15 protein-coding genes are annotated in these 22,453 nt (G+C 67.2%); 9 read left to right on the top strand and 6 right to left on the bottom strand.

Annotated features, from left to right (window positions below; translation table 11 throughout):
• Window positions 1-58 precede the first annotated feature (58 nt).
• From prpB to J7J50_RS06645, 3 genes are all read left to right on the top strand, one after another.
• A complete protein-coding gene (gene prpB, locus J7J50_RS06655) occupies window positions 59-946 on the top strand; it encodes a methylisocitrate lyase (protein ID WP_215058275.1) in 888 nt (295 codons plus the stop codon).
• Between the two features lie 463 nt (window positions 947-1,409).
• Window positions 1,410-2,561: a 2-methylcitrate synthase gene (gene prpC, locus J7J50_RS06650; protein WP_215058274.1), complete on the top strand. Its 1,152-nt coding sequence runs from the start codon at window positions 1,410-1,412 to the stop codon at window positions 2,559-2,561.
• Between the two features lie 293 nt (window positions 2,562-2,854).
• The gene (locus tag J7J50_RS06645) at window positions 2,855-3,361 is read left to right on the top strand and encodes a hypothetical protein (RefSeq protein ID WP_215058273.1); all 507 of its coding nucleotides are present in this window, start codon (window positions 2,855-2,857) and stop codon (window positions 3,359-3,361) included.
• A gap of 123 nt (window positions 3,362-3,484) precedes the next feature.
• Here J7J50_RS06645 and J7J50_RS06640 read toward each other — a convergent pair whose 3' ends face one another.
• The 3 genes from J7J50_RS06640 to J7J50_RS06630 form a co-directional block, all read right to left on the bottom strand.
• The gene (locus tag J7J50_RS06640; protein ID WP_215058272.1) at window positions 3,485-4,096 is read right to left on the bottom strand and encodes a glutathione S-transferase N-terminal domain-containing protein; all 612 of its coding nucleotides are present in this window, start codon (window positions 4,094-4,096) and stop codon (window positions 3,485-3,487) included.
• Window positions 4,097-4,278: 182 nt separating this feature from the next.
• Window positions 4,279-4,737, bottom strand: a complete 459-nt coding sequence (locus J7J50_RS06635) for a cell wall hydrolase (protein WP_057942040.1) — start codon at window positions 4,735-4,737, stop codon at window positions 4,279-4,281.
• Window positions 4,738-5,450: 713 nt separating this feature from the next.
• Window positions 5,451-7,556 carry an NADPH-dependent 2,4-dienoyl-CoA reductase gene (locus J7J50_RS06630; RefSeq protein ID WP_215058271.1) on the bottom strand — a complete coding sequence of 702 codons (2,106 nt, stop codon included), beginning with the start codon at window positions 7,554-7,556 and terminating at the stop codon, window positions 5,451-5,453.
• Between the two features lie 214 nt (window positions 7,557-7,770).
• Here J7J50_RS06630 and J7J50_RS06625 point away from each other — a divergent pair, with 214 nt between their 5' ends.
• From J7J50_RS06625 to fusA, 4 genes are all read left to right on the top strand, one after another.
• Complete coding sequence (locus tag J7J50_RS06625) at window positions 7,771-9,318, top strand: hypothetical protein (protein WP_215058270.1); 1,548 nt, start codon at window positions 7,771-7,773, stop codon at window positions 9,316-9,318.
• On the top strand, window positions 9,315-10,307 hold the full coding sequence (locus J7J50_RS06620) for a hypothetical protein (RefSeq protein WP_215058269.1): 993 nt from the start codon (window positions 9,315-9,317) through the stop codon (window positions 10,305-10,307). Before J7J50_RS06625 ends, J7J50_RS06620 begins: the two co-directional genes overlap by 4 nt.
• Window positions 10,300-13,104: an AAA family ATPase gene (locus tag J7J50_RS06615; RefSeq protein WP_215058268.1), complete on the top strand. Its 2,805-nt coding sequence runs from the start codon at window positions 10,300-10,302 to the stop codon at window positions 13,102-13,104. Before J7J50_RS06620 ends, J7J50_RS06615 begins: the two co-directional genes overlap by 8 nt.
• A gap of 697 nt (window positions 13,105-13,801) precedes the next feature.
• On the top strand, window positions 13,802-15,850 hold the full coding sequence (fusA, locus tag J7J50_RS06610; protein ID WP_215058267.1) for an elongation factor G: 2,049 nt from the start codon (window positions 13,802-13,804) through the stop codon (window positions 15,848-15,850).
• Window positions 15,851-16,135: 285 nt separating this feature from the next.
• Here the strand turns inward: fusA and J7J50_RS06605 are convergent, their stop codons facing one another.
• Together J7J50_RS06605 and J7J50_RS06600 are read right to left on the bottom strand one after the other, a co-directional pair.
• Window positions 16,136-17,152: a zinc-binding alcohol dehydrogenase family protein gene (locus tag J7J50_RS06605; protein ID WP_215058266.1), complete on the bottom strand. Its 1,017-nt coding sequence runs from the start codon at window positions 17,150-17,152 to the stop codon at window positions 16,136-16,138.
• 108 nt (window positions 17,153-17,260) lie between these two features.
• Window positions 17,261-18,508: an SGNH/GDSL hydrolase family protein gene (locus tag J7J50_RS06600; protein WP_215058265.1), complete on the bottom strand. Its 1,248-nt coding sequence runs from the start codon at window positions 18,506-18,508 to the stop codon at window positions 17,261-17,263.
• Window positions 18,509-18,639: 131 nt separating this feature from the next.
• Here J7J50_RS06600 and J7J50_RS06595 point away from each other — a divergent pair, with 131 nt between their 5' ends.
• Window positions 18,640-19,545: a LysR family transcriptional regulator gene (locus tag J7J50_RS06595; RefSeq protein ID WP_215058264.1), complete on the top strand. Its 906-nt coding sequence runs from the start codon at window positions 18,640-18,642 to the stop codon at window positions 19,543-19,545.
• A 229-nt stretch (window positions 19,546-19,774) separates the two neighbouring features.
• Here the strand turns inward: J7J50_RS06595 and J7J50_RS06590 are convergent, their stop codons facing one another.
• On the bottom strand, window positions 19,775-21,055 hold the full coding sequence (locus J7J50_RS06590; protein WP_215058263.1) for an MFS transporter: 1,281 nt from the start codon (window positions 21,053-21,055) through the stop codon (window positions 19,775-19,777).
• 100 nt (window positions 21,056-21,155) lie between these two features.
• On the opposite strand from J7J50_RS06590, the gene J7J50_RS06585 reads away from it, so the two are divergent.
• A complete protein-coding gene (locus J7J50_RS06585) occupies window positions 21,156-22,070 on the top strand; it encodes a LysR family transcriptional regulator (protein ID WP_215058262.1) in 915 nt (304 codons plus the stop codon).
• Window positions 22,071-22,453: the final 383 nt, after the last annotated feature.

Genomic DNA, 22,453 nt, shown 5'->3' with positions numbered 1-22,453 from the left:
TCCGCGCCGCGGGTTAAAATGTCCGGATCGCCCCGACCGGGCCACCCGGAGCTTCAAGATGACCTTACCCTCCGCTGGCGCAAAGTTCCGCGCCGCGCTCGCCGAAGAATCGCCGTTGCAGGTCATCGGCGCGATCAACGCCAACCACGCCCTGCTGGCCAAGCGCGCCGGCTATCGCGCCATCTACCTGTCCGGCGGCGGCGTCGCCGCGGGCTCGCTGGGCCTGCCGGATCTGGGCATCAACACGCTCGAGGACGTGCTGATCGACGTGCGCCGCATCACCGACGTATGCGATCTGCCGCTGCTGGTGGACATCGACACCGGCTTCGGCCCGAGCGCGTTCAACATCGAGCGCACGGTGAAGTCGCTGATCAAGGCCGGCGCGGCGGCGTGCCACATCGAAGACCAGGTCGGCGCCAAGCGCTGCGGTCATCGTCCGGGCAAGGAAATCGTTTCGGCCGGCGAAATGGCCGATCGGGTGAAGGCCGCGGCCGACGCCAAGACCGATGCGGATTTCTTCCTGATCGCGCGCACCGACGCGATCGCGGTCGACGGCGTGGACGCGGCGATCGAGCGCGCCATCGCCTGCGTGGAAGCCGGCGCCGACGGCATCTTCGCCGAGGCCGCCTACGACCTGCCGACCTACCGCCGTTTCGTCGATGCGGTGAAGGTGCCGGTGTTGGCGAACATCACCGAGTTCGGGCAGACGCCGTTGTTCAGCCGCGACGAACTGGCCTCGGCCGGCGTGGCGATCCAGTTGTTCCCGCTGTCGGCGTTCCGCGCGATGAACAAGGCGGCCGAGAACGTTTATCAGTCGATCCGTCGCGACGGGCATCAGAAGGGCGTGGTCGAGACCATGCAGACGCGCGAGGAGTTGTACGACCGGATCGGGTATCACGCGTTCGAGGGCAAGCTCGACGCGTTGTTCGCGAAGAAAAGCGGTTGACCGAATTCCCTTCTCCCGCTTGCCACCCAAGGTGACTTCCTTCGGGGCGCGGGGAAGGTGGCCCGAAGGGCCGGATGAGGGCAGGCGAAACTTCAAGCCAGCGACGCAAGCCGGAATTCGCGCGCCCTCACCCTTACCCTCTCCCGCGGGCGGGAGAGGGAATAAGGAATAAAAGACAATCTGTAGACGCTTGAGATTTTCCTTCTCCCGCTTGCCACCCAAGGTGACTTCCTTCGGGGCGCGGGAGAAGGTGGCCCGAAGGGCCGGATGAGGGCAGGCGAAACTTCACGCCAGCGACGTAAGCCGGAGTTCGCGTGCCCTCACCCTTGCCACACCCCGGCCCGAGCGCATAGCGCTCGGGCGTTCGGTGCCGCGCGAGCCAATGGCTCGCAAGCGCGGCCCCTCACCCCACAAGCGGGAGAGGGAATAAGGAATAGAAGACAATCTATCTAGAGGAAGGACCATGAGCGATACGCAACAGACCCTGCCCAAACCGAAGAAATCCGTCGCCCTCAGCGGCACCGCCGCGGGCAACACCGCGCTGTGCACCGTCGGCCGAAGCGGTAACGATCTGCATTACCGCGGCTACGACATCCACGATCTGGCGACCAAGTCGACCTTCGAGGAAGTCTCGCACCTGCTGGTGCACGGCGTGCTGCCGACCGCTTCGCAGCTCAAAGCCTACAAGACCAAGCTCAAGCGCCTGCGCGGCCTGCCGGCGATCGTCACCGACGCGCTGGAACTGGTTCCGGCCAATGCCCATCCGATGGACGTGCTGCGCACCGGCTGCTCGGTGCTGGGCACCGTGCTGCCCGAGCGCGAAGGCCATCCGGCCAGCGAGGCGCGCGACATCGCCGACCGCCTGATCGCCAGCTTCGGTTCGATGCTGCTGTACTGGTGGCACTTCACCCGCAACGGCCGCCGCATCGATTGCGAGACCGACGACGACTCGGTCGCCGCGCACTTCCTGCACCTGCTGCACGGCGAGCCGCCGAGCCAGCTGCTGGCCGATTCGCTGGACAAGTCGCTGATCCTCTACGCCGAGCACGAGTTCAACGCCAGCACCTTCACCGCGCGCGTCATCGCCGGCACCGGCTCGGACATGCATTCGTGCATCACCGGCGCGATCGGCGCGCTGCGCGGTCCCAAGCACGGCGGCGCCAACGAAGTCGCCATGGACATCATTTCGCGCTACGACAGCGCCGATGAGGCCGAGGCCGACATCCGCGCGCGCGTGGAGCGCAAGGAAATCGTCATCGGCTTCGGTCATCCGGTCTACACCACCGGCGACCCGCGCAATCCGATCATCAAGGAAATCTCGCGCGCGCTGTGCAAGGACGGCGGCAACCAGGTGCTGTTCGACGTCAGCGAGCGCATCGAGAACCTGATGTGGGACAGCAAGAAGATGTTCCCGAACCTGGATTGGTACTCGGCCTCGGCCTACCACATGATGGGCATCCCCACGCCGATGTTCACCCCGCTGTTCGTGATCGCCCGCACCACCGGCTGGAGCGCGCACGTGATCGAGCAGCGCGAGGACGGCAAGATCATTCGCCCGAGCGCCAACTACACCGGCCCGGAAGATCGCGAGTACGTGTCGATCGACAAGCGCTGATCGCGTCGCCGCGGCCCTGCGCGCGGCGCTTAAAACGCAATACGGACACGAACGAGGCCAGGCGAACGTCTGGCCTTTTTCGTTGCATCCGACCTTCGTGGGTTGACGTTCGTCCGCATACGACTATCGTCGAATACGACACAGAATCGTCACGGAATCGGATGTCATAGTCCGCTGCCAGCCGGAGTCGTCGGTGCTGGCCGAGCGCGCGAATGCATCTTCGCAGGGAGTGATGCCGCGTTGCCGGGTTCCGGAACTTCCGTCGTGAGACGGATCGAGCACGAGGGAAGGCCATGCGCGACAGTGATGTTCCGGTCAAGACCAATGAAGGTCGCGATGAAATCCAGCACCGCACGCGCAAGCTGCCGACGGTGCTGCGATCGATCCTGCTGATCGTCGATGGCGATCGCAGCGCGCGTCATCTGCGCGACCTCATCGCCAGCCTGCACGGGCCGGGCGATGCGCTGGAACAGCTGGAAACGATGGGTTTGATCGCGTCCTCGGCCGCCGTCGCCGCGACCCAGCTCGCGCATTCGCCGACGCCGGCCGCCCCGGTCGCGGTCAACGGCGCCGTGCCGGCCGATGCGGCCGAGCGCTATCGCACGCTCTACACCCTGATGAGCGAGACCGTGCGCGAGCATCTGGGCCTGCGCGGCTATTTCCTGCAGTTGAAGATCGAGCGCTGCGGCAACAGCGAGGAGCTCGCCGAATTGCTGCCGGATCTGAGCGCGGCGCTGGCGAAGCTGCGCAAGGACGACATCGCGGCCGAGATCGAGGCGCGCTTCGCTACGGGAAGTTGAGCGTCAGCGGGCGCGCAGTCGCCGCGGTTGCGTACTGATCGAACGAGATTCCATGAAGCCCCTCTCCCGCGGCGGGAGAGGGGTTGGGGTAAACGCGTCCCTCACCCTGGCCGCGGCCGTGGCTTACAGCAGGCCTTCGGCCTTCAACGCCGCCTGCACGCCGCTGTCGGCTTCCATGCGGCGCTTGAACGCGGCCAGGTGCGCGTAGCCGGACAGATCGATGCCGACCGAGTCGGCCCAGCGCAGGGTGATGTAGAGATACGGATCGGCGTAGCTGCGGAAACCGGCGAGCCATTGGCGATCGGCGAGGCGCTGATCGGCGCTGGCGTACAGCGCGTGCACGCGTTCGCGCGCGTGCTGGCGCACGGTGTCGGCCTGGGCGGGATCGGGATGGAACTTGCCCGGCCCGAAGATCGGCAGGTATGCCGGATGCAGGTCGGAGTTGACGAACGCGAGCCAACGCGCAGCTTCGGCGTGCTGTTGCGCGCTGCCGTCGCCGGCCAATTGCGCCTGCGGAAACGTGTCGGCGATGTAGCCCATGATCGCGGCGTTCTGAGTGAGCACGAACGCGCCATCGACCACCGCCGGCACCGCGCCGGCCGGATTGATGGCGAGATAGGCCGGAGCCTTCATCGTGCCCTTGTCCATCACTTCGACTTCGAAGGCGCCGCCGGTCCACTGCAATGCGATGTGGTCCGCGGTCGAACACGCGCCGGGCTTGCTGTAGAGCTTCATCCGTATCCCCTCTGCGATAAGTAGACAAGCCGGCGACTATCACCGACCTGCTTCGTATCCTCAAGCAGCGGGGTGCAACGCAGTGTTACGGGACGGGAATCGGGAATGGGGAATCGGGAATCGTAAAAAGCGGCTGCTTGCCGATTCCCGATTCCCCATTCCCGATTCCCGGCCCCACCACCTCAGCCGCGGCGCGACTTGAGCTTCTGCACCTTGTAGAAGGTGTGATCGCCGATGGTGGCGACCTGATACGCGTTGCGCCACGACGGGCTCGCGATCGCGTGCGCGGCGAAGTGGCTCGCGCCCGGCACGATTTCCTTGCGCTGACCGGCCGGCAGGGCCCAGTTGCGTTCGGCGGCCAAGGCCACGTTGACCGACTCGGCCCAGGCCTCGGAGTTGTTCAGGCGCGTGCCCGGCGAGACCAGGGTCGGCGCGAACTGCTTGTTGGCGGTGACGACCTCGCAGACCGTATCGCCCCACAGGCCGCTGTCGCGGCGGCGCAGGGCGACCTCGGCGACGGCTTGCTGGCCGCGCTGGGACTGGTCGCGGGCTTCCAGGTACACGGTGGTGCTCAAACACAGCGAATCGGCGGTTTGCGGTGGCAGCACGGAGGCGAGCCACAAAATCCAAGCCAGTTTCATATGACTCCTTGCTCCGTTGCGTCGGGCGCACAGGGGGCGTCGATCTCTCGAACGAGAGACCGCGACCGCGGTGAGGCCGACATGGCGTACTGGGGAGGGCAGCGGCTCTAACGGCGCGCTTTTGCCCCGTCACCGGAATCCGAGCCAAATGGGGCTACGGGGCGGTGGTGGGTGCCGCCTCTGCAGGGGGCGGCGGAAAAGTTGGCGCAAGGTAGCGACGGCTAACCAAACGGTGCCTGAATGTCTATTTCCAAGCTTCTAATTTAGTTGGAGTTTTTATTATGAACAGGCGCTAGGTACTTGGTTCTACAGGGCTTTGTCCCGGCAGGAAGCGTGCCGAGCCTGTCTCAGGCTGGTTTGAGCCGGCTGGTTCAGGACCGTATGGTCCGCGGTTTGGCGTCTCCGGACGGCAGTGGACTCGGGTCGGCCTGGGATTGGCTGCCCTTCCGGCAAATCTGAACAGGGGAGCGGGGCCAAACCGCCCGAGCGGGCTCCACCGCATGTCGTGGTCGGCGTTCGCGCGACGGCTACAGGTGGGGTCGGCGGCCGGATCGTCGGCGCATGCGCCGACGCGCGCGCTCATGCGTGTGCACGCAACTCGCACACACATATATATGTATGCGCGAACGCGCGAAGACTGCATCGGCGAAAACGCGCGAGCGCGTTCGCGAAGACGACGCGCGGCGAACGCGCGCGTCGCCCATGCCGGCCGATTACAGACTGGCCGCGAGCCGGCTGCCCTGCGCGATCGCGCGCTTGGCGTCGAGTTCGGCCGCGACGTCCGCGCCGCCGATCACGTGCACCGGCTTGCCGCTGTCGGCGAGCACCGCCGCCAGCGGCTTGTACGGTTCCTGGCCGGCGCAGATCACCACCTGATCGACCGGCAGCACCTGCTCGCTGCCTTCCACGCGGATGCGGAAACCTTCCTCGTCCAGGCCCAGGTATTCGACCCCGCCGATCATGCGCACCTGCTTGGCCTTCAAGGTCGCGCGATGAATCCAGCCGGTGGTCTTGCCGAGCTTCGCGCCCGGCTTGCCGGGGCTGCGCTGCAGCAGCCAGACCTGGCGCGCCGGCGGTTCGGGCCGCGGCTCGCTCAGGCCGCCGCGGTTGTCGCTGTACTCCAGGTCCACGCCCCATTCGGCGCGCCAGCGCGCCGGGTCGGGGTGGTGCGGCTGCTCGTCGGAGTGGGGGCCGTCGTGGACCAGGAACTCGGCCACGTCGAAACCGATGCCGCCCGCGCCGATGATGGCCACGCGCTTGCCCGGCACCACCCGGCCCTGCAGCACGTCCAGGTACGAGCAGACCTTGGCGTGATCCGAACCCGGGAACGCCACCTGCCGCGGCTTGATCCCGGAGGCGAGCACGATCTCGTCGAAATCGGCCAGCGCCGCGGCGTCGGCGGTGGTGTTCAGGCGCAGGTCGATGCCGGTCTGTTCGATCCGGCCGGCGAAGTAGCGCAGGGTCTCGTAGAACTCTTCCTTGCCCGGAATCCGCTTGGCCAGATTGAACTGGCCGCCGATGCGCGCGGCGCTGTCGAACAAGGTCACCCGATGGCCGCGCTCGGCCGCGACCGTGGCGCAGGCCAGCCCGGCCGGGCCGGCGCCGACCACGGCCACGCGCTTGGGCGCCTTCGTCGGCAGGTAGTTCAGCTCAATCTCGGCGCAGGCGCGCGGATTCACCAGGCAGCTGGCGTGCTTGTTCGCGAACACGTGATCCAGGCAGGCCTGATTGCAGCCGATGCAGGTGTTGATGTCGGCCGCGCGCTGCCGCCGGGCCTTGTTGACCCAGTCCGCGTCGGCCAGCAGCGGCCGCGCCATCGACACCATGTCGGCCTCACCAAAGGCGAGGATGCGCTCGGCGACGTCCGGCATGTTGATGCGGTTGGTGGTGACCAGCGGAATGCGCACCTCGGGTTTCAGCCGCGCGGTGATGCCGGTGAAGGCGCCGCGCGGGACCGAGGTGGCGATGGTCGGCACCCGCGCCTCGTGCCAGCCGATGCCGGTGTTGATCAACGTCGCGCCGGCCGCCTCGATGGCGCGGGCCTGGGCGATGACCTCGCTCCAGGTCGAGCCTTCATCGACCAGATCGATCATCGACAGGCGGTAGACGATGATGAAGTCCGGGCCGCAGGCCTCGCGGATGCGGCGCACGATCTCGACATTGAAGCGGAACCGCTGCGGCGCCTCGCCGCCCCAGCCGTCCTTGCGCTTGTTGGTGCGCGGCACCGTGAACTGATTGAGCAGATAGCCTTCCGAGCCCATCACCTCGACGCCGTCGTAACCGGCCTCGCGCGCCAGCCGCGCCGAATTGACGAAAGCCTTGATCTGCCGTTCCACCCCGCCGGCCGACAGCGCGCGCGGGGTGAACGGGTTGATCGGCGCCTTGAGCTTGCTCGGCGCCACCTGCAGCGGGTGATAGCCGTAGCGGCCGGCGTGCAGGATCTGCATGCAGATGCGGCCGCCGTGTTCGTGCACGGCGCGGGTCACCTGCTTGTGCTTGCCCGCTTCCCACGGCCAGCTGAGCTTGCCGCCGAAGGGCTTGAGCCAGCCGACGATGTTCGGCGCGAAGCCGCCGGTGACGATCAGGCCGACGCCGCCGGCCGCGCGCTCGGCGAAATACGCCGCCAGCTTGGGGAAGTCGGCGGCCTTGTCCTCCAGCCCGGTGTGCATCGAGCCCATCAGCACGCGGTTGGGCAGGGTGCAAAAGCCCAGGTCCAGCGGCGCGAACAGGTGCGGATACAAGGGATGCGGACCGCCGGGCAGGGCGTCGGAGGCCGCGGATGCGGGCGGATTCGAACCGGAAGGGACGGCCGTGGACATGCTGGCTGAATACGCTGGCGTATGGATTGCGCACGATGCCGGTAAAAGCGCGGCAATTCAAGGGCGGAGTTCCCGCGAACCGCGGATTCGCCCGGGCCCGGGCCGGCCCCGGTCAAGGCGGCGCGAAGGCAGGCACGCGGCGGCGGCGAACGCAACGGTTGTCACGGATGCGGCGCATCGCCGAACATGCCCGACCCCCCGTAGTCCGTACTCCATGGATCCAGTCACCGAAACCAGCATCCAGGACTACCTGCGCGCCGACATCGTCGCCGCCGATCTGCCCGACCTGCAGCCCCTGCTGGGCGCGCGCGAACTGCTGCGCGCGTTCTCGACCCTGTTTCACGGCGGCGAAGAGTCGGTGATGGTGCGGCTGCTGGTGCTGCGCGCGATCGGCGAACGCGGACAGGCGCCGGACTGGACCCCGCAGGAACTGCGCGAACACTTCGCCTATCTGGAGCCGGTCAAGTTCGACACCGTGATCGGCCGCCTGCGCGACAACGATCTGCTGCTGTGGGACAACGAAAGCCAGCGCTACCGCATCAGCCCGGCCGGCCGTCAGGCGCTGTCGGCGATCGGCCTGCTGCTGCAGTTCAACCGCGAAGGCGACGAACTGGCCTACGTCACCGCGCAGATCGCTGCAGGTCAAGCGGTGGGCCGGGTGCGTCCGGACGATCTGCAGCATCTGCTCTCGCGCCTCAACGAATTGCGCGAAGACTTCGACCAGGCCGTGCTCAGCGGCTCGGAACACCGCATCCTGCGCGCCGCCGGCACCTTGCAGCAGGCCTGGCGCTGGATCGAGAAAGGCACGCAGATCGTCGAGGAGATTTCCTCCGACCTGGAACTCGACAGCCACACTCACCGCGTCGCCCAGCAGATCGGCCGAGCCCAGAGCGCGATGCTGCGCCAGGCCTCGGTGTTCCAGCGCGCGCTGAGCACGCTCGACCGCCATCGCGTGCATCTGGGCGCGAGCGGTCTGTCGTCGTCGGACGTGAACCGCTTCCTGCGCGATCTGGACATCGACGCGCTCGCCGCCATCGCCGACGACGTGCTCGCGCGTTCGGCGATTCCGGCCTTCATGCTGTCGCCGATCGCTCTGGACGTGGCCGAGTACGAACTGGTCGAACGCGAACGCGAAGCGCGCGAAGACCAGTCGCTGCCGCCGTCGATGGCCGCGCCCAGCAGCGAAGGCTCGCCGGCGGCGGCCACCGATTTCCAGTTCGCCGAACACTGGCTGGACGAACTCACCGCGCTGGCCGCGGCCGACGGCGAAGCCACCGCGTTGAGCGCGCTGGTGCCGCGCGATGGCTTCTCGCTGAGCGCTTACCGCATGTCGCTGCTCGGCCTGATCGGCGATCCCGGCGCGGAAAATCGCGAAGGCGTCAGCGCCTCGATGGCGCGTTTGCCGCTGGCCTGGCACGTCGAGCCCGAATTCGAAATCGTCGAGCGCGCCGGCGTGGCCTATATGAGCCGCAGCCGCCTGCAGACGGTCAGCGAAGAAGAACGCTTGCAAGCGCGCGCGCCGCGCAAGCGCTCCAAGGCCGACATCGCCGAAGCCGAAGCCTCCGACCAACTGGAGCGGTTGATCGAGGACGGCGACGATGATGCCGGCGCCGCGTCCGCCGCGCGCAAACGCGCAGCTCGACCGAACCAGACCGATAAGAAAACCGACAAGAAAACCGATAAGAAGACCGCCTCCGCGCGCGGCACCGGGCAACCGGCACGACGCGCGAAAGCGGCGAAGGAAACCGCGGAAACCCCATGACCGACCCTATCGCTTCATTGATCGCGCGGCTGATCGCCGAGCGCTGGCTGCCGCGCGACGACATCGCCGTGCGCGAACTGCTCACCGACGCCGAATTGCGCAACGACCTCGACCGCCGCTTGGCGTCGGTGGGCCTGCGCCTGCTCGAACATCCTTATGCCGCCAACATCGCGGTGTGCATCGCGCGTCCGCAGGAGTCGGCGGTGTTCGGCAGCGCCAAGGCCTGGTCCTCGACCAACCTGCAGCTCGACCGCGACGCGATCGCGCTGCTGGTGGTGTTGTGGGCGCTGTTGGTGCTGCCCAAGCGCCAGCGCCAGATCGCCCGGCAACAGGCCGATCGCGATCAGGACCAGGAGCAGATGTTCGCCGAACTCAAGCCGGTGCCGGTCGGCGCGGAAGTGGTCGAGCCGATCAACGAGCGCACTTTGCTCGCCGACTTCGGCGACAAGCTCGGCGGCAAGACCCGCATCCAGTTCAATCTCGGCGCGCTGGCGCGGCAGGGCTTCATCCTGCGGCGCAAGGAGCGCATCCATGAAGGGCCGATGCTGGATCTGGCCCTGGATTACGAACGCATCGCCGGCCGGGTGATGGACGGCGCCTTGTCGTACGTGGTCGCCGAGGCGCGTCAGCACGCGCTGGAACTGGCGGCGATCGAAGCGGCCGAAGCCGAAGCCGGCGAGAACGGCGAGACGGTCGCGGCGGCGAACGAGGCCGAGACCATCGACGACGGCGCCGACGAAGCGGGGATCGAAAGCGACGGTTACATCGATTTCGACGCCGCCGCGTTCGAGCAGTCGCTGATGGAAGAAGACGACGCCGATGCGCCGGCCGACGCCGCGCTCGACGCGGACGACGCACAAGCCATCGCCGCCGAACCGTTGCCGCAGCTGGCCGAGGCCGGCAACGCCGGCGACGGCGAACACACCGAACCCCCGGAATCGTCCCCGGACACCGAAGCCAAGCACGAGGAGGCCGCGGCCGATGTTTGAATTCCGCTCTCTGGAAGTCGTGCACTGGGACTATTGGCAACGTTTCCAGCTGCCGTTGGACGCGTCCATCGTCACCGTGGTCGGCCCGAACGGTTCGGGCAAGACCACCTTGCTCGATGCGCTGCGCACCTTGCTCGCGATCGAAGACCGCGACACCGCCCGCGACTACAAGACCTATCTGCGCCATAACGGCAAACCGCATGCATGGTTGCGCGGCGTGGTCAGCAACCGCCCCGACCGCCGCGGCGGCCGGCCGTTCTTTCCGATCAAGGACGATCTGGTCACGCTGGCCTGCCGCATCCGCAAGCGCGGCGGCGACTGGAGCCGCGACTACCAGATCGTCGGCGGCGACGTGCCGGTGGAAACGCTGGAGCAGGGCGGCGATTGGCTCGGCGTGCGCGACTATCGCGTGCGTCTGGCCGGAGCCGGCCTGACCCGCGCGATCTGCCGCGTGCTCACTTTGGAACAAGGCGCGACGGACAAACTCTGCCAGTACTCGCCGCGCGATCTGCTGCAGCTGATCTTCGACGTGTTCGAAGACAAGGCCGTGCTCGACGACTACCAGCGCGCGCGCACCGAGCAGTTCGACGTCGAAAAGGAATTGCAGCACCTGGGCCAGGATCTGGCCGGTCTGCACCTGCGCCTGGAATCGGCCAAGGCCGACGTGCGCTCGTTCGAAGAAGGCAATGCGCTGCGCAATCAGCGCCAGCGCCTGGAAAGCGAGATCGCGCCGAAGGTGGAACTGGCCGACCAGCGCAACGCCATCGAAGGCGCCAAGCCGCGCCTGACCGGCCTGCGCCGCGCGCTGCGCGAGCGCGAAAGCGCGCTGGAGGAGATGCGCAGCGAGGACGCGATCGCCTCCGGCGGCCGCGACGTGCTGGCCGAAGCGATCCGCGAAGCGCGCCGCCAGGTCGTCGCGAGCGAACAAGCCTTCACCCAGGCCCGCGACGCCGCGCGCGACGCCGAGATGCTGGTCAAGCGCCGCGACGAACTGGCCAAGCTGCAGGCGCAGCGCGGCGAAGTCGATGTCGATGCGCTCAGCGCCAGCGTCGAGAACGGACGCCGCCGCCAGGCCGAACTGCGCCTGGAAGCCGAGCGCGACCGCAAGCGCGCCGGCGAGATCTCCGCGCAGACCGCCGCGCTCAGCGGCGGCGGCCGCATCGTCGAGCCGTTCGAACGCGATTTCCGCGCCGGGCTCGATCAGGCCGGCATCGCCCATCACGTGCTGACCGAACTGGTCGAGATCACCGATCCGCAGTGGTCGGTGGCGGTCGAAGCGGTGCTGGCGCCTTATCGCCATCTGCTGGTGCTGGAGAATCCCAAGCAGGCGCGCACCGCGTGGCAACTCGGCGAAAGCCAGCAGTACCGCCATTTCATCGTCGCCGAACGCGCGCCGGTCACCAAGGCCAGCGCCGGCTCGTTGCTGGAAGTGGTGCGGTTCTCGGCCGATCCGCCGGCGTGGTTGCCGCGCCAGCTCGACCGCATCCGCCGCGTCACCGACATCGAACACGGCTCGCGTTTGCCGGCCGGGCAGGACTGGATCACCCAGAAGGGTTATCTGCGCGAAAGCCGCGGCGGTCGCCATATCGGCGGCAATCAGCACCACTTCGGCACCGGCGCGCGGCAGTCGCAACTGGTCGAGCTGCGCGCCGAACAGGCGGTGATCGCGCAGCGCGCGCAGTCGCGCGAAGCCGAGTTGCAGGAACTCAATCAACGCGTCGACGCCGATCAGTCGCGGTTGCTCGGGCTGGATGCGACTCAGGAGTTGGTGACCCGCGCGGCCGAGTTCGCCGATGCCCAGGCGCGCCTGCCGGAACTGGCCGAAGCTGCCGGACAAGCCGCCGCCGCTTTGGCGCAGGCGCGGGCGAAGATCGACGATGCCGCCGATCAGGACAAGGCCGAAGGCATCGCCGCGGCCAAGCGCCAGGGCCAGATCGATGCGCTCGCGCGCGAGCTGCGCGAACGCGCGCAGCAGATCAACGGCGAGCGCCAGAGCCTGATCCAGCGCATCGTCGACTATCGCCGCAAGCGTGCGCTGATGCCCGAATCCTGGCGCAGCGCGGTCGCCTTGCAGGCGGCGCGCGCCGAGTACGAAAGCGCCTCGGCGGTGCGTCGCGAGATCGAGCGCATCGACGACCGCCTTTCGCGCGGCGGTTTCGTCACCGACGAATCCTGCATTCCCTTGCGCGACAAGATCGGCGCCGATCACGACGAACTGGAAAGCTCGATCGGCCGTCGCGAAGCGCATCTGGATCGCGCCAAGCGCTTGACCGAGGAAGCGCGTGGCGCCTACATCAACGTGCTGCGCGCGACCGTGCGTCGCTACAAGAAGAACCTCGCCGCGTTGGGCGAACTGGCCGGCATCGGCGTGGACGCCGACATGCCGGAGCTGGCGAACAACGACGTCGCCCTGGCCCAGGCCGGTTTGTCCGTGCGTTTCGATTTCGACCGCAAGGGCTGGATCGGCCTGGACGACGGCGAGGCCTCGGGCGGCCAGCAGGTGATGAAGTCGTTGCTGCTGCTGGTGGCGTTGCTGCGCGACGAAGACCAGCCGGGCGGCTTCGTCTTCATCGACGAACCATTCGCGCATCTGGACGTGTTCAACATCGAAAAGGTCGGACGCTTCCTGCGCGCGACCGACGCGCAGTACATCCTGACCACGCCGATCACGCACAACCTCAACGTGTTCGACCCGTCGGATCTGGTGTTGACCACCAGCAAGCGCCGCGGCGGCAGCCCGTGGGCGGAAGCGGTGGCGGTGCTGAAGCGGCAGCGCGAGGACAGCAAGGCGGCGTGAGCGGTTTTGCCGCCGCGCCCGGAGTTTTAGCGCCAACCCGCCTCCAAAAAATCCCCCTAACGCCTCCCCCCTTTGAAAAAGGGGGGCAGGGGGGATTCGCTTTTAGCTCCAGCTCGCCGTCGCCTCCAAGCAAAAAGCGAATCCCCCGCGCTGTAAATTCGTAACTACACCGAAGTTGCGTCGGGCGCCCGCCCCCTTTTTCAAAGGGGGCGATGTGATTACGTTCGCAAGCGGCAGCGCCCACGGGATCGTGCACCGGCTGGAACGATAAATCCCAGCCACAGCAGCCGATTCCCGGTTGACTCCTGCCGCATCGCCCTTACTCTATGCACACGCAAAACCACCCGATCTTTCAGGCCGCATCCGTCATGAAGCGTTTCCCGCTACTGATATCGCAGCACGCCTCGCGCGAGAGCGCGGGCCGGGTGCGCCTGCCTCCTGTGATCTTCGGTTCGCGGTCGATGTAATCCGACCCGCCGCAGCCACACCAGACCAGAGCACCCGCACGGGTGCTTTTTTATTGCCTGATTTTTCCCGAAGCGCGGCCGCCCAGGCCGGATTCCGTCCACTGAAGTCGCACGAAACCCAAGGAGAACGTGTCGTGAATACCGCGGCCGATACCCAAACCTAGCCGCGCGCCCTGTCGCCAACCGGGGACGCGCGGCCTCCCCTCGTTGGCAACATCGTGAATCCACTTATGAACACCACCATTGCTTCCAGCTGGCGCAACCTCGGCATCATCGCCCACGTAGACGCGGGCAAAACCACGCTCACCGAACGCCTGTTGTGGAAAACCGGCGCGATCCATCGCATGGGCGAAGTCCACGACGGCGCGACCACCACCGACTTCACCAGCATCGAGAAAGACCGCGGCATCACCATCGGCGCCGCGGCCGTGCAGACGCGCTGGACGCCGCAAGGCCAGGGCGAACATCGCCTGACCATCATCGACACGCCCGGCCACATCGACTTCGCGATCGAAGTCGAGCGTTCGCTGCGCGTGCTCGACGGCGCCGTCGCCGTGTTCAGCGCGGTCGATGGCGTGCAGCCGCAATCGGAAACCGTATGGCGCCAGGCGCGCCGGCACGGCGTGCCGCTGATCGCGTTCGTCAACAAGATGGACCGCGTCGGCGCTTCGTTCGAGCGCACGCTCGCGCAGATGCGCGAGAAGCTCGACGCGGCGCCGTGGCCGCTGGGCCAGTCGGTCGGTATCGAAAACGAACTGCAGGGCTGGGTCGATTACGTCGCTCGCGACATCGTGCTATGGGATCAGGACAATCGCTTGTCCCGCCGTCCCTGGAACGACGACGAAGCGCGCGAGTTCGAACCGCAGCGTTTGCGCCTGATCGAAGCGGTCGCCGATCACGACGACGAATTGGCCGAGGCCTTCCTCGACGCGCGCGCCATCGACGCCGGGCTGCTGAAGGCGGCCTTGCGTCGCGGCACGCTCAAGGGCGCGGGCACGCCGGTGCTCGGCGGTTCGGCGTTCAAGAACAAGGGCGTGGAAACGCTGTTGGATGCGATCGTCGATTACCTGCCGTCGCCGCTGGATCGGCCGTGGGTGCACGCACAAAGCGAACGCGGCGAAGTCGCGCTCGCGCCGGATGCGTCCGGGCCGTTGGCCGGCTTGCTGTTCAAGATCGTGCATCAGGAACACGGTGCGCTGTCGTTCGTGCGCCTGTACTCGGGCACGCTGCGGGTCGGCGATACGGTGTGGGCGTCGCGTCGCGACAAGCCGCAGCGCGTCGGCCGCCTGGTCGTGGTCCAGGCCAATCGCGGGCACGATGTCGATGTCGCTTATGCGGGCGAAATCGTCGCGATCCCGGGTTGGAAAGACGCGGTCAGCGGCGAGAGCCTGAGCGATACCGGCGAGCGGTTGGTGCTGGACACGATCCAGGCTCAGCCGGCGGTGTTGTCGTGGCGTCTGACCGCGGGCAAGTCCGGCGATCTGATCCGTCTGGGCCAGGGCTTGGCGAGTCTGGCGCAGGAAGACCCGTCGTTCCGCGTCGGTACCGATTCGGAAACCGGCGAGACGCTGGTGTGGGGCATGGGCGAGCTGCATCTGGACGTGATGGTCGAGCGCCTGCGCCAGGAGTGGAACGTCGAGGTGCGTACCGGTTCGCCGCGCGTGGCTTATCAGGAAACCCCGAGTAGCGCGGTGCGCGGGATCGAAGGCAAGCTGTCCAAGCAGAACGGCGGCACGGGGCAGTTCGCCCGTGTGGTCATCGACGTGGAGCCGCGCGAAGACGGGCAGTTCGAGTTCGTCGATCGCACGACCGGCGGTGTGGTGCCGCGAAATTTCGTCAACGCGACCGAAAAGGGCTTGCACCTGGCGTTGGCGGAAGGGCCGTTGGGTTATCCGGTGGTCGGGTTGACGGTGACCTTGACCGACGGCCAGACCCACGCGGTGGATTCGTCCGAACTCGCGTTCCAACGCGCGGCGGGCGATGCGCTGAAGGCGGCGCTGGCGCACGGCGGCACCACGCTGCTCGAGCCGGTGATGGCGCTGGTCATCGATACGCCCGCCGGCAATGTCGGCGACGTGGTCGGCGATCTGCAACGCCGCTCCGGCCGCGTGCTGGGCATCGAGGACAAGGGCCAGCGCACGGACGTGACCGCGCGCGCGCCGCTGGCGCAGTTGTCGGGTTACACGACCGCGTTGCGGTCGCTGACCCAGGGCCGCGCCTCGGCGTCGATGGTGTTCAACGGCTACGAGCAGGCGCGCAGTGCGCCGAAGGCCGCGTAAGTGTCATGCGGTAGGTAAGTGCGGTACGCAAGAAGGAAGAGGGGCCGGCATGCCGGCCCCTCTTTTTGTTCGGGGATTGCTTATTCCGGGATTGCTCGCTTGCACATTGCCCGCGTTCTCTTTTTGCTCGTCATTCCCGCGAAGGCGGGAATCCAGGGCTTCACCGAGGCATGACTGTGAAGTCTCTGGATTCCCGCCTTCGCGGGAATGACGAGCAATAAAGAGCGTACTCGCGGATGAATCCATCGCGAACCAACATGCGTTCTACTCAACTACACCTCAGCCTCACCACCCAGCCAACACCAACTTCCCGATCGTCGCCCCCGACTCCAGCCGCCGATGCGTCTCGCGCAGGTTCGCCGCATCGATCTTGCCGAGGGTTTCGGTGTGCGTGCCCTTGAGCTCGCCCGCGTCGATCAACTGCGCCACGCGATCGAGAAGCTTGCCCTGCTCGATCATGTCCGGCGTCTTGAAGCGCGGCCGGGAGAACATCATTTCCCAATGAATGCCGATGCACTTGGCCTTGTACGGGTCGCCGATCTTGAGCGCGCCGGAGGGTTCGACGATCAGGCCGACATGGCCCTGCGGCGCCAGCACTTCGCCCAGCGTTTCCCAATAGCGGTCGGTGTCGGCCAGATTCAAGGCGGCATCGATCTGCTCGAAGCCCAGCGCCTTGAGTTGCGGCGCCAGCGGCTGGCGGTGATCGATCACGTGATCGGCGCCCATCCGCTTGCACCACTCGACGCTTTCGCCGCGCGAAGCGGTGGCGATCACGCGGAAGCCGGCGCGCTTGGCGATCTGGATCGCGATCGAGCCCACGCCACCGGCGCCGGCGATGATCAGCAGCGACTTGCCGCGGCCGCCGTGGTCCGGATCGAACGGCATGCGCTGGAACAGCAGTTCCCAGGCGGTGATCGCGGTCAGCGGCAGCGCCGCGGCCTGGGCCGCGCTCAGCGAGGCCGGCGCGGCGCCGACGATGCGCTCATCGACCAGATGCAACTCGCTGTTGGTGCCTGGACGGGTGATGTCGCCGGCGTAGTAGACGCGGTCGCCGACCTTGAAACGGGTGACGCTCTCGCCGACTGCTTCGACGACGCCGGCGGCGTCAAAGCCCAGCACGCGCGGTTGCGCTTCGACCTGCGGCTTGGGCGAACGCACCTTGGTGTCGACCGGATTGACCGAGATCGCCTCGACCCGCACCAGCAGATCGTGGCCGCTGGCGGCCGGCGCGGGCAGTTCGACATCCACCAGCGATTGCGGATCGTCGATCGGGAGATAACGGGTGAGGGCTACGGCTTTCATTGCGGACTCCAGACTGCGTGGGGAGAGGTGGGCCGGCATCGATGCACTGATGCCGGATTGTGCGGGAAAGAATCGAAGGGTTCCGCGAAAACCGGACAGGTGCCCGGGTCAACGCGGAGCGAACAACACCGTCTCGTCGATGGCCTCGGCCATCGCGCGATAGCCGGCGTCGCCCGGATGCAGGTGATCGCCGGAATCGTAGGCCGGCAGGAATCGCGCCGGATGCGCGGGGTCGCGGGTGATCGCGTCGAAATCGACCACCGCGTCGAACTCGCCGCTGTCGCGGATCCAGGCGTTGACGCTCTGGCGCACTTTGTCCTTGTCGGTGTCGTAGTAACCGCTGATCGGCGAATCCACCAGCGCGCCTTCGAACGGCGTCAGCGTGGCGCCGACGATGCGCAGCGAATTCAGGCGTGCACGCGCGATCAACTGGCGATAGCCGGCGATCAGGCGCTGCGCGCTCATCGGCGCGCGCTTGGGTTCGAAGCTGCTGCCGGGCCAGCCGATATCGTTGATGCCGAGCAGGACGAAGACGGTGTCGGCCTTTTGCCCGAGCACGTCGCGCTCGAAGCGCGCCAGCGCGCTCACGCCCATGCCGTCGTTGAGCACCTGGCCGCCGGAAATGCCGGCGTTGAGCACGGCGATATCGCGCTTGGCCAGACGCGCGGCGAGAAAATCCGGCCAGCGCCGGTTCTGGTTGGGCGTGGACGCGGCGCCGTCGGTGATCGAATCGCCGATCACGACCACGCTGCGCGCCGCCGCCGGCGCCTGCACGTACACGCCGCTGAGGAAGGGGCGGGTCTGGATCGTCTCGCCTTGCAACTGCGCATCGGCGGCGCGATTGCCGGCGCTGAGGTAGGCGTCCTGGCGGCCTTCCCAGTGCAAGGTCTTGAGCGCGGTCGTCTGCGGCAGGTACAGGCTGACCGCGACTTCGCCGAGCGCGGCGACATCGAGCGCGATCGGATCGCTGAGCACCGGCGCGCCGGGCTGGATCGTCACCGACGGCTGGCCGCCGAAGGTGATCGCGCGGTCGCTGCCGGCTTCGATGCGCGCGCCGCCGCCGCTGCGGGCGATGTGCGCCGCGCCGATGGTGACCGGCTGGTCGCCGTAGGCGTTCGACAGTTCGATGCGCAGTTGCTTGCCGCCGAGGCTGACCCGCGCGACCTGGCGCACGGTCTGGTCGCGCAACTGCGCCGGCGCGCCGTTGGGCAGGATGAAGCCGGCGGGCAACGCCGCCTGCGGGCTGGCGGTCCAGGTGCCGACCCAGCGCGAGGGGCCGGCGGCCTGCGCCGGGGCGGCGGCCAGGGCCAGCGCGAGTGCGGCGGCGGTGAGGGGCTTGGGCAAATAAATGGTCATGGCCTGAATTCGTAAGGCGTCGGGGATTCGACGACGCTCAAGCTAGGTTCTTCTGTATCGGCCCGGTAGAAGGCAAGATTGCATATGCTCCATTCCATATCGGAATGAGTCGGCGAATCCCCGGGAGCCTTATGGACACACTTCGCGGCATGCAGACCTTCGTGCGCGCGGTCGAGCTGGGCAGCCTGTCGGCGGTGGCGCGCGAGCAGGGCAGCACCCAGCCGACGATCAGCAAGACCGTGGCGGCGCTGGAGCAGGAACTGGGCGTGCGTCTGCTTCAGCGCAGCACCAGCCATCTGGCGCCGACCGAACAGGGCCGGCGCTTCTACGAACGCGCGCGGCGGGTGATCGAGGAATACGGCGAAGCGGTCGCCGACGCGCGCGGCCTGAGCGAGACTCCGGCCGGCCTGCTGCGGATCAGCGCGCCGGTCAGCGTGGGCGTGTTGCGGATGAATCGGCTGGTGCAGGAATTTCTCGCGCTGTATCCGCAGATCGAGATCGAGCTGATCCTCAACGACCGCTTCGTCGATCTGGTCGAGGAAGGCATGGACGTGGCGCTGCGGCTCGGCGCCAACTTGCCGCCGAACGTGGTGGCGCGCCGCGTCGCGGTATCGCCGCGCGGGTTGGTGGCTTCGGTCGGCTATCTGGCGAAGCATCCGCGCATCGACGCGCCGGACGATGTGCCGGCGCACAACTATCTGCGTTTCGCCTGGGCCAGCGAGAGTTTCGAATTGCACGGGCCCGGCGGCGAAGTGCGGCGGCTGCAGGCGAACGGGCGTTATCGGATCAACAACTCGCTGGGGATACGCGAAAGTTTCCTGATCGGCGCGGGCCTTGGCCTGGCGCCGGCGTGGCTGGTGCAGGATCTGATCGACAGCGGCGAACTGGCCTGGGTGTTGCCGCAGTGGAAGGCGTCGGCGCATGAGGCGTATCTGCTGTATCCGGCGCGGCGTTATCTGCCGTTGCGTACGCGGGTGCTGGTCGAGTTTCTGCGCGAGCGTTTGCCGCGGCTGCCGGGGTTTTTTGCGGTGGAGTGAGGTGGTGCGGATTTCCATCGAGAAGGCGGAAGAACCTTCTCGCATGGAATTCTTCGCGAGCGCATTGCGCCCTTCCAAGCCGTCATTCCCGCGGAGGCGGGAATCCAGGGCTTCATCGCGACATGACTCTGAAGTCTCTGGATTCCCGCCTTCGCGGGAATGACGAGCAAGAGCAAAATCAAAGGCGCTCATTCGCATCGAGATCGGGACTTAAGGCGAAGGCCGAGTCTTAGCCCGCGGCGCAAACCGCAGCCGCTTCGCCTTCCCGTGCCGCCCGCGCCGCCGCCCGCTCAGGCGCATCCAACCTGGCCGCCCACACCGCCAGCACCAGCCCCGACAGCGTCACCAAAGCCGCGACCCAGGTCACCGCGCCCAGCCCGGGGCCATGCTCGATCACCGCGCCGCCCAGCCACGCGCCCAGCGCATTGCCCAGGTTGAACGCGCCGATGTTCAAGCTGGAAGCCAGGTTCTGCCCGGCCGGGTCGGTCTTCTGCAGTACCCACAACTGCAGCGGCGGCACCGTCGCGAACGCGGCCACGCCGAGCAGGCCGACGAAAGCGATCGCGGCGATCGGGTTGTGCAGGGCGAACGTCATCACGCCCAACACCGTCGCCAACGCGATCAGCGTGCCGATCAACGCCGGCGCCAGACGCTTGTCGGCCAGACGCCCGCCGATCAGATTGCCCAGGATCATGCCGCCGCCGAACACCAACAGGATCGGCGACACCGCCGTCTCGCTGAAGCCGCTGATGCGGGTAAGAATCGGCTGGATGAAGGTGTAGACCGTAAACACACCCGCGAAGCCCAGCACCGTCATCAACAAGCCCAGCAGCACCTGCGGATGCACCACCGCCTTCACTTCGCGGCGCAGCGCCACCGGCTCGGGCTTGCGCTTGTCTTTCGGCACCAGCGTGGCGATGACGACGGTCGCGATCAGGCCGATCACGGTCACCGCCCAGAACGTCGAGCGCCAGCCGTAGTGCAGGCCCAGCCACGCGCCGGCGGGGACGCCGAGCAAGGTGGCGACGGTCAGCCCGGTGAACATGATCGAGATCGCGGAGGCTTTCTTGTCGGCCGGCACCAGGCCGGTCGCGACCACCGCGCCGACGCCGAAGAAGGTGCCGTGCGCGAGCGAGGTGATCACCCGCGCGATCATCAGCACGGTGTAGTTCGGCGCGATCGCACAGGCGATGTTGCCGATGGTGAAGATCAGCATCAGCGCCACCAGCACCGCCTTGCGCGGCATGCGCCCGGTGGCGACGGTCAGCACCGGCGCGCCGACGAACACGCCCAGCGCGTAGCCGGAGATCAGCAGCCCGGCCGCGGCGATGCCGACGTGCAGGTCGGCCGCGACCTGCAGCAGCAGGCCCATGATCACGAACTCGGTGGTGCCGATGCCGAAGGCGCCGACGGTCAGCGCGTACAGCGCGATCGGCAGGCCTTTGCGCGCGCCCGGGCCGGTCTCAGGGACGGCGGGGGGGCTGGAGGCGGAGGAAGTCGGGGCATGCATGGGGGCGCATCCGTGGAAAGATGCGGCAGTCTGTGCCGTTGCATCTTGTGGAAAAACCCGCAGGATGGCGAATCACTATCAATGATTCGTTGAAAATGTCATGGACCGCATCGCCGACCTGAGTCTGTTCCTGCGGGTGCTCGACCTGGGCTCGATCAGCGCCGCCGCGCGCAGCCTGGACCTGTCGATCGCGGTCGCCAGCCAGCGCCTCAAGCGCCTGGAGCGCGACCTGGGCGTGCGCCTGCTGCACCGGACCACCCGCCAATTGCACGCCACCGCCGAGGGCGTGGCCCTGGCCGAACGCGGCCGCGCCCTGATCGAGGAACTGGAGGCGCTGACCTCGGACCTGCGCCAGTCCGGCAGCGAGCCGTCCGGGGTGTTGCGGGTGACCACCTCGGCCTCGTTCGGGCGCATGTACATCTCGCCGTTGCTGCCCGAGTTCCAGCGCCGCTATCCGGCGGTGCGGCTGAGCGTGAACCTCAACGACGAGCGCCTGGACCTGATCGCCTCGGGCATGGACCTGGCGATCCGGATCGGCCCGCTCGACGATTCGAGCCTGGTCGCGCGCAAGCTCGCCGACAACCGCCGCGTGTTGGCGTGTTCGCCCGAATACCTGCGCCACCGTGTCGCGCCGCGGGTGCCGGAGGATTTGGCCGATCACGAATGCCTGCTGCTGGTCGGCGCGCAGGGCCGCATGGAGTACTGGCGCGTGGTCGATGCGGCGGGGCATGCGACGACGGTGCGGGTCAACGGCCGGTTGGAGAGCAATTTCGGCGAAGTGCTGCGCGATGCGGCGTTGGCGGGATTGGGGATCGCGCATTTCTCGGCGTGGCATGTGTACGAAGACTTGCGCGCCGGGCGGTTGGTGGAGGTGTTGCCGGGTTATCGATTGCCGGATACGGCGATCAACGCGGTGATGCCGCAGCGGCGATTCGTGCCGTTGCGGGTGCGTGCGTTCGTGGATTTCGTGGCGGAGTCGTTTGGGGAGGTGCCGCCGTGGGAGCGGGGGAGGTGAGGGAGCGCTGTTGTTTGTGGCGCGTGCTTCGTGGGCGTGGAGCGAAATTCAATTCGCCTGGACCTTGGCTCTGGCGATAGCCTCTTGTTCATGCAGTAGCCACGCCTTTTAACTGTTCTTTTGCTTTTGCCTTTGCCTTTGCCTTTGCCGTTGCCGTTGCCGTTGCCGTTGGTGTTGCCGAGATTTTGCTTCGCCTTCGCCTTTGTCGTTGCTGGGCGCAGCTAGTAACTCGCGAGACCAGGGACACCCGGAGGGCGGCGCACATGGACGTGCGCCGGGTCCCGCCGTGGGCAGGATGCCCACTGCGGGACCTGCCTGCGTCGGCATCGCACTCGTGGCTCTTGATTCGAAACAGCTAAAGCCCTTTCTTTGGTTACTTTTGA

This window comes from Lysobacter sp. ISL-50 (genome assembly GCF_018612875.1).
Taxonomy (GTDB): Bacteria; Pseudomonadota; Gammaproteobacteria; order Xanthomonadales; family Xanthomonadaceae; genus Lysobacter.
This window is presented reverse-complemented; position numbering and strand designations above follow the sequence as displayed.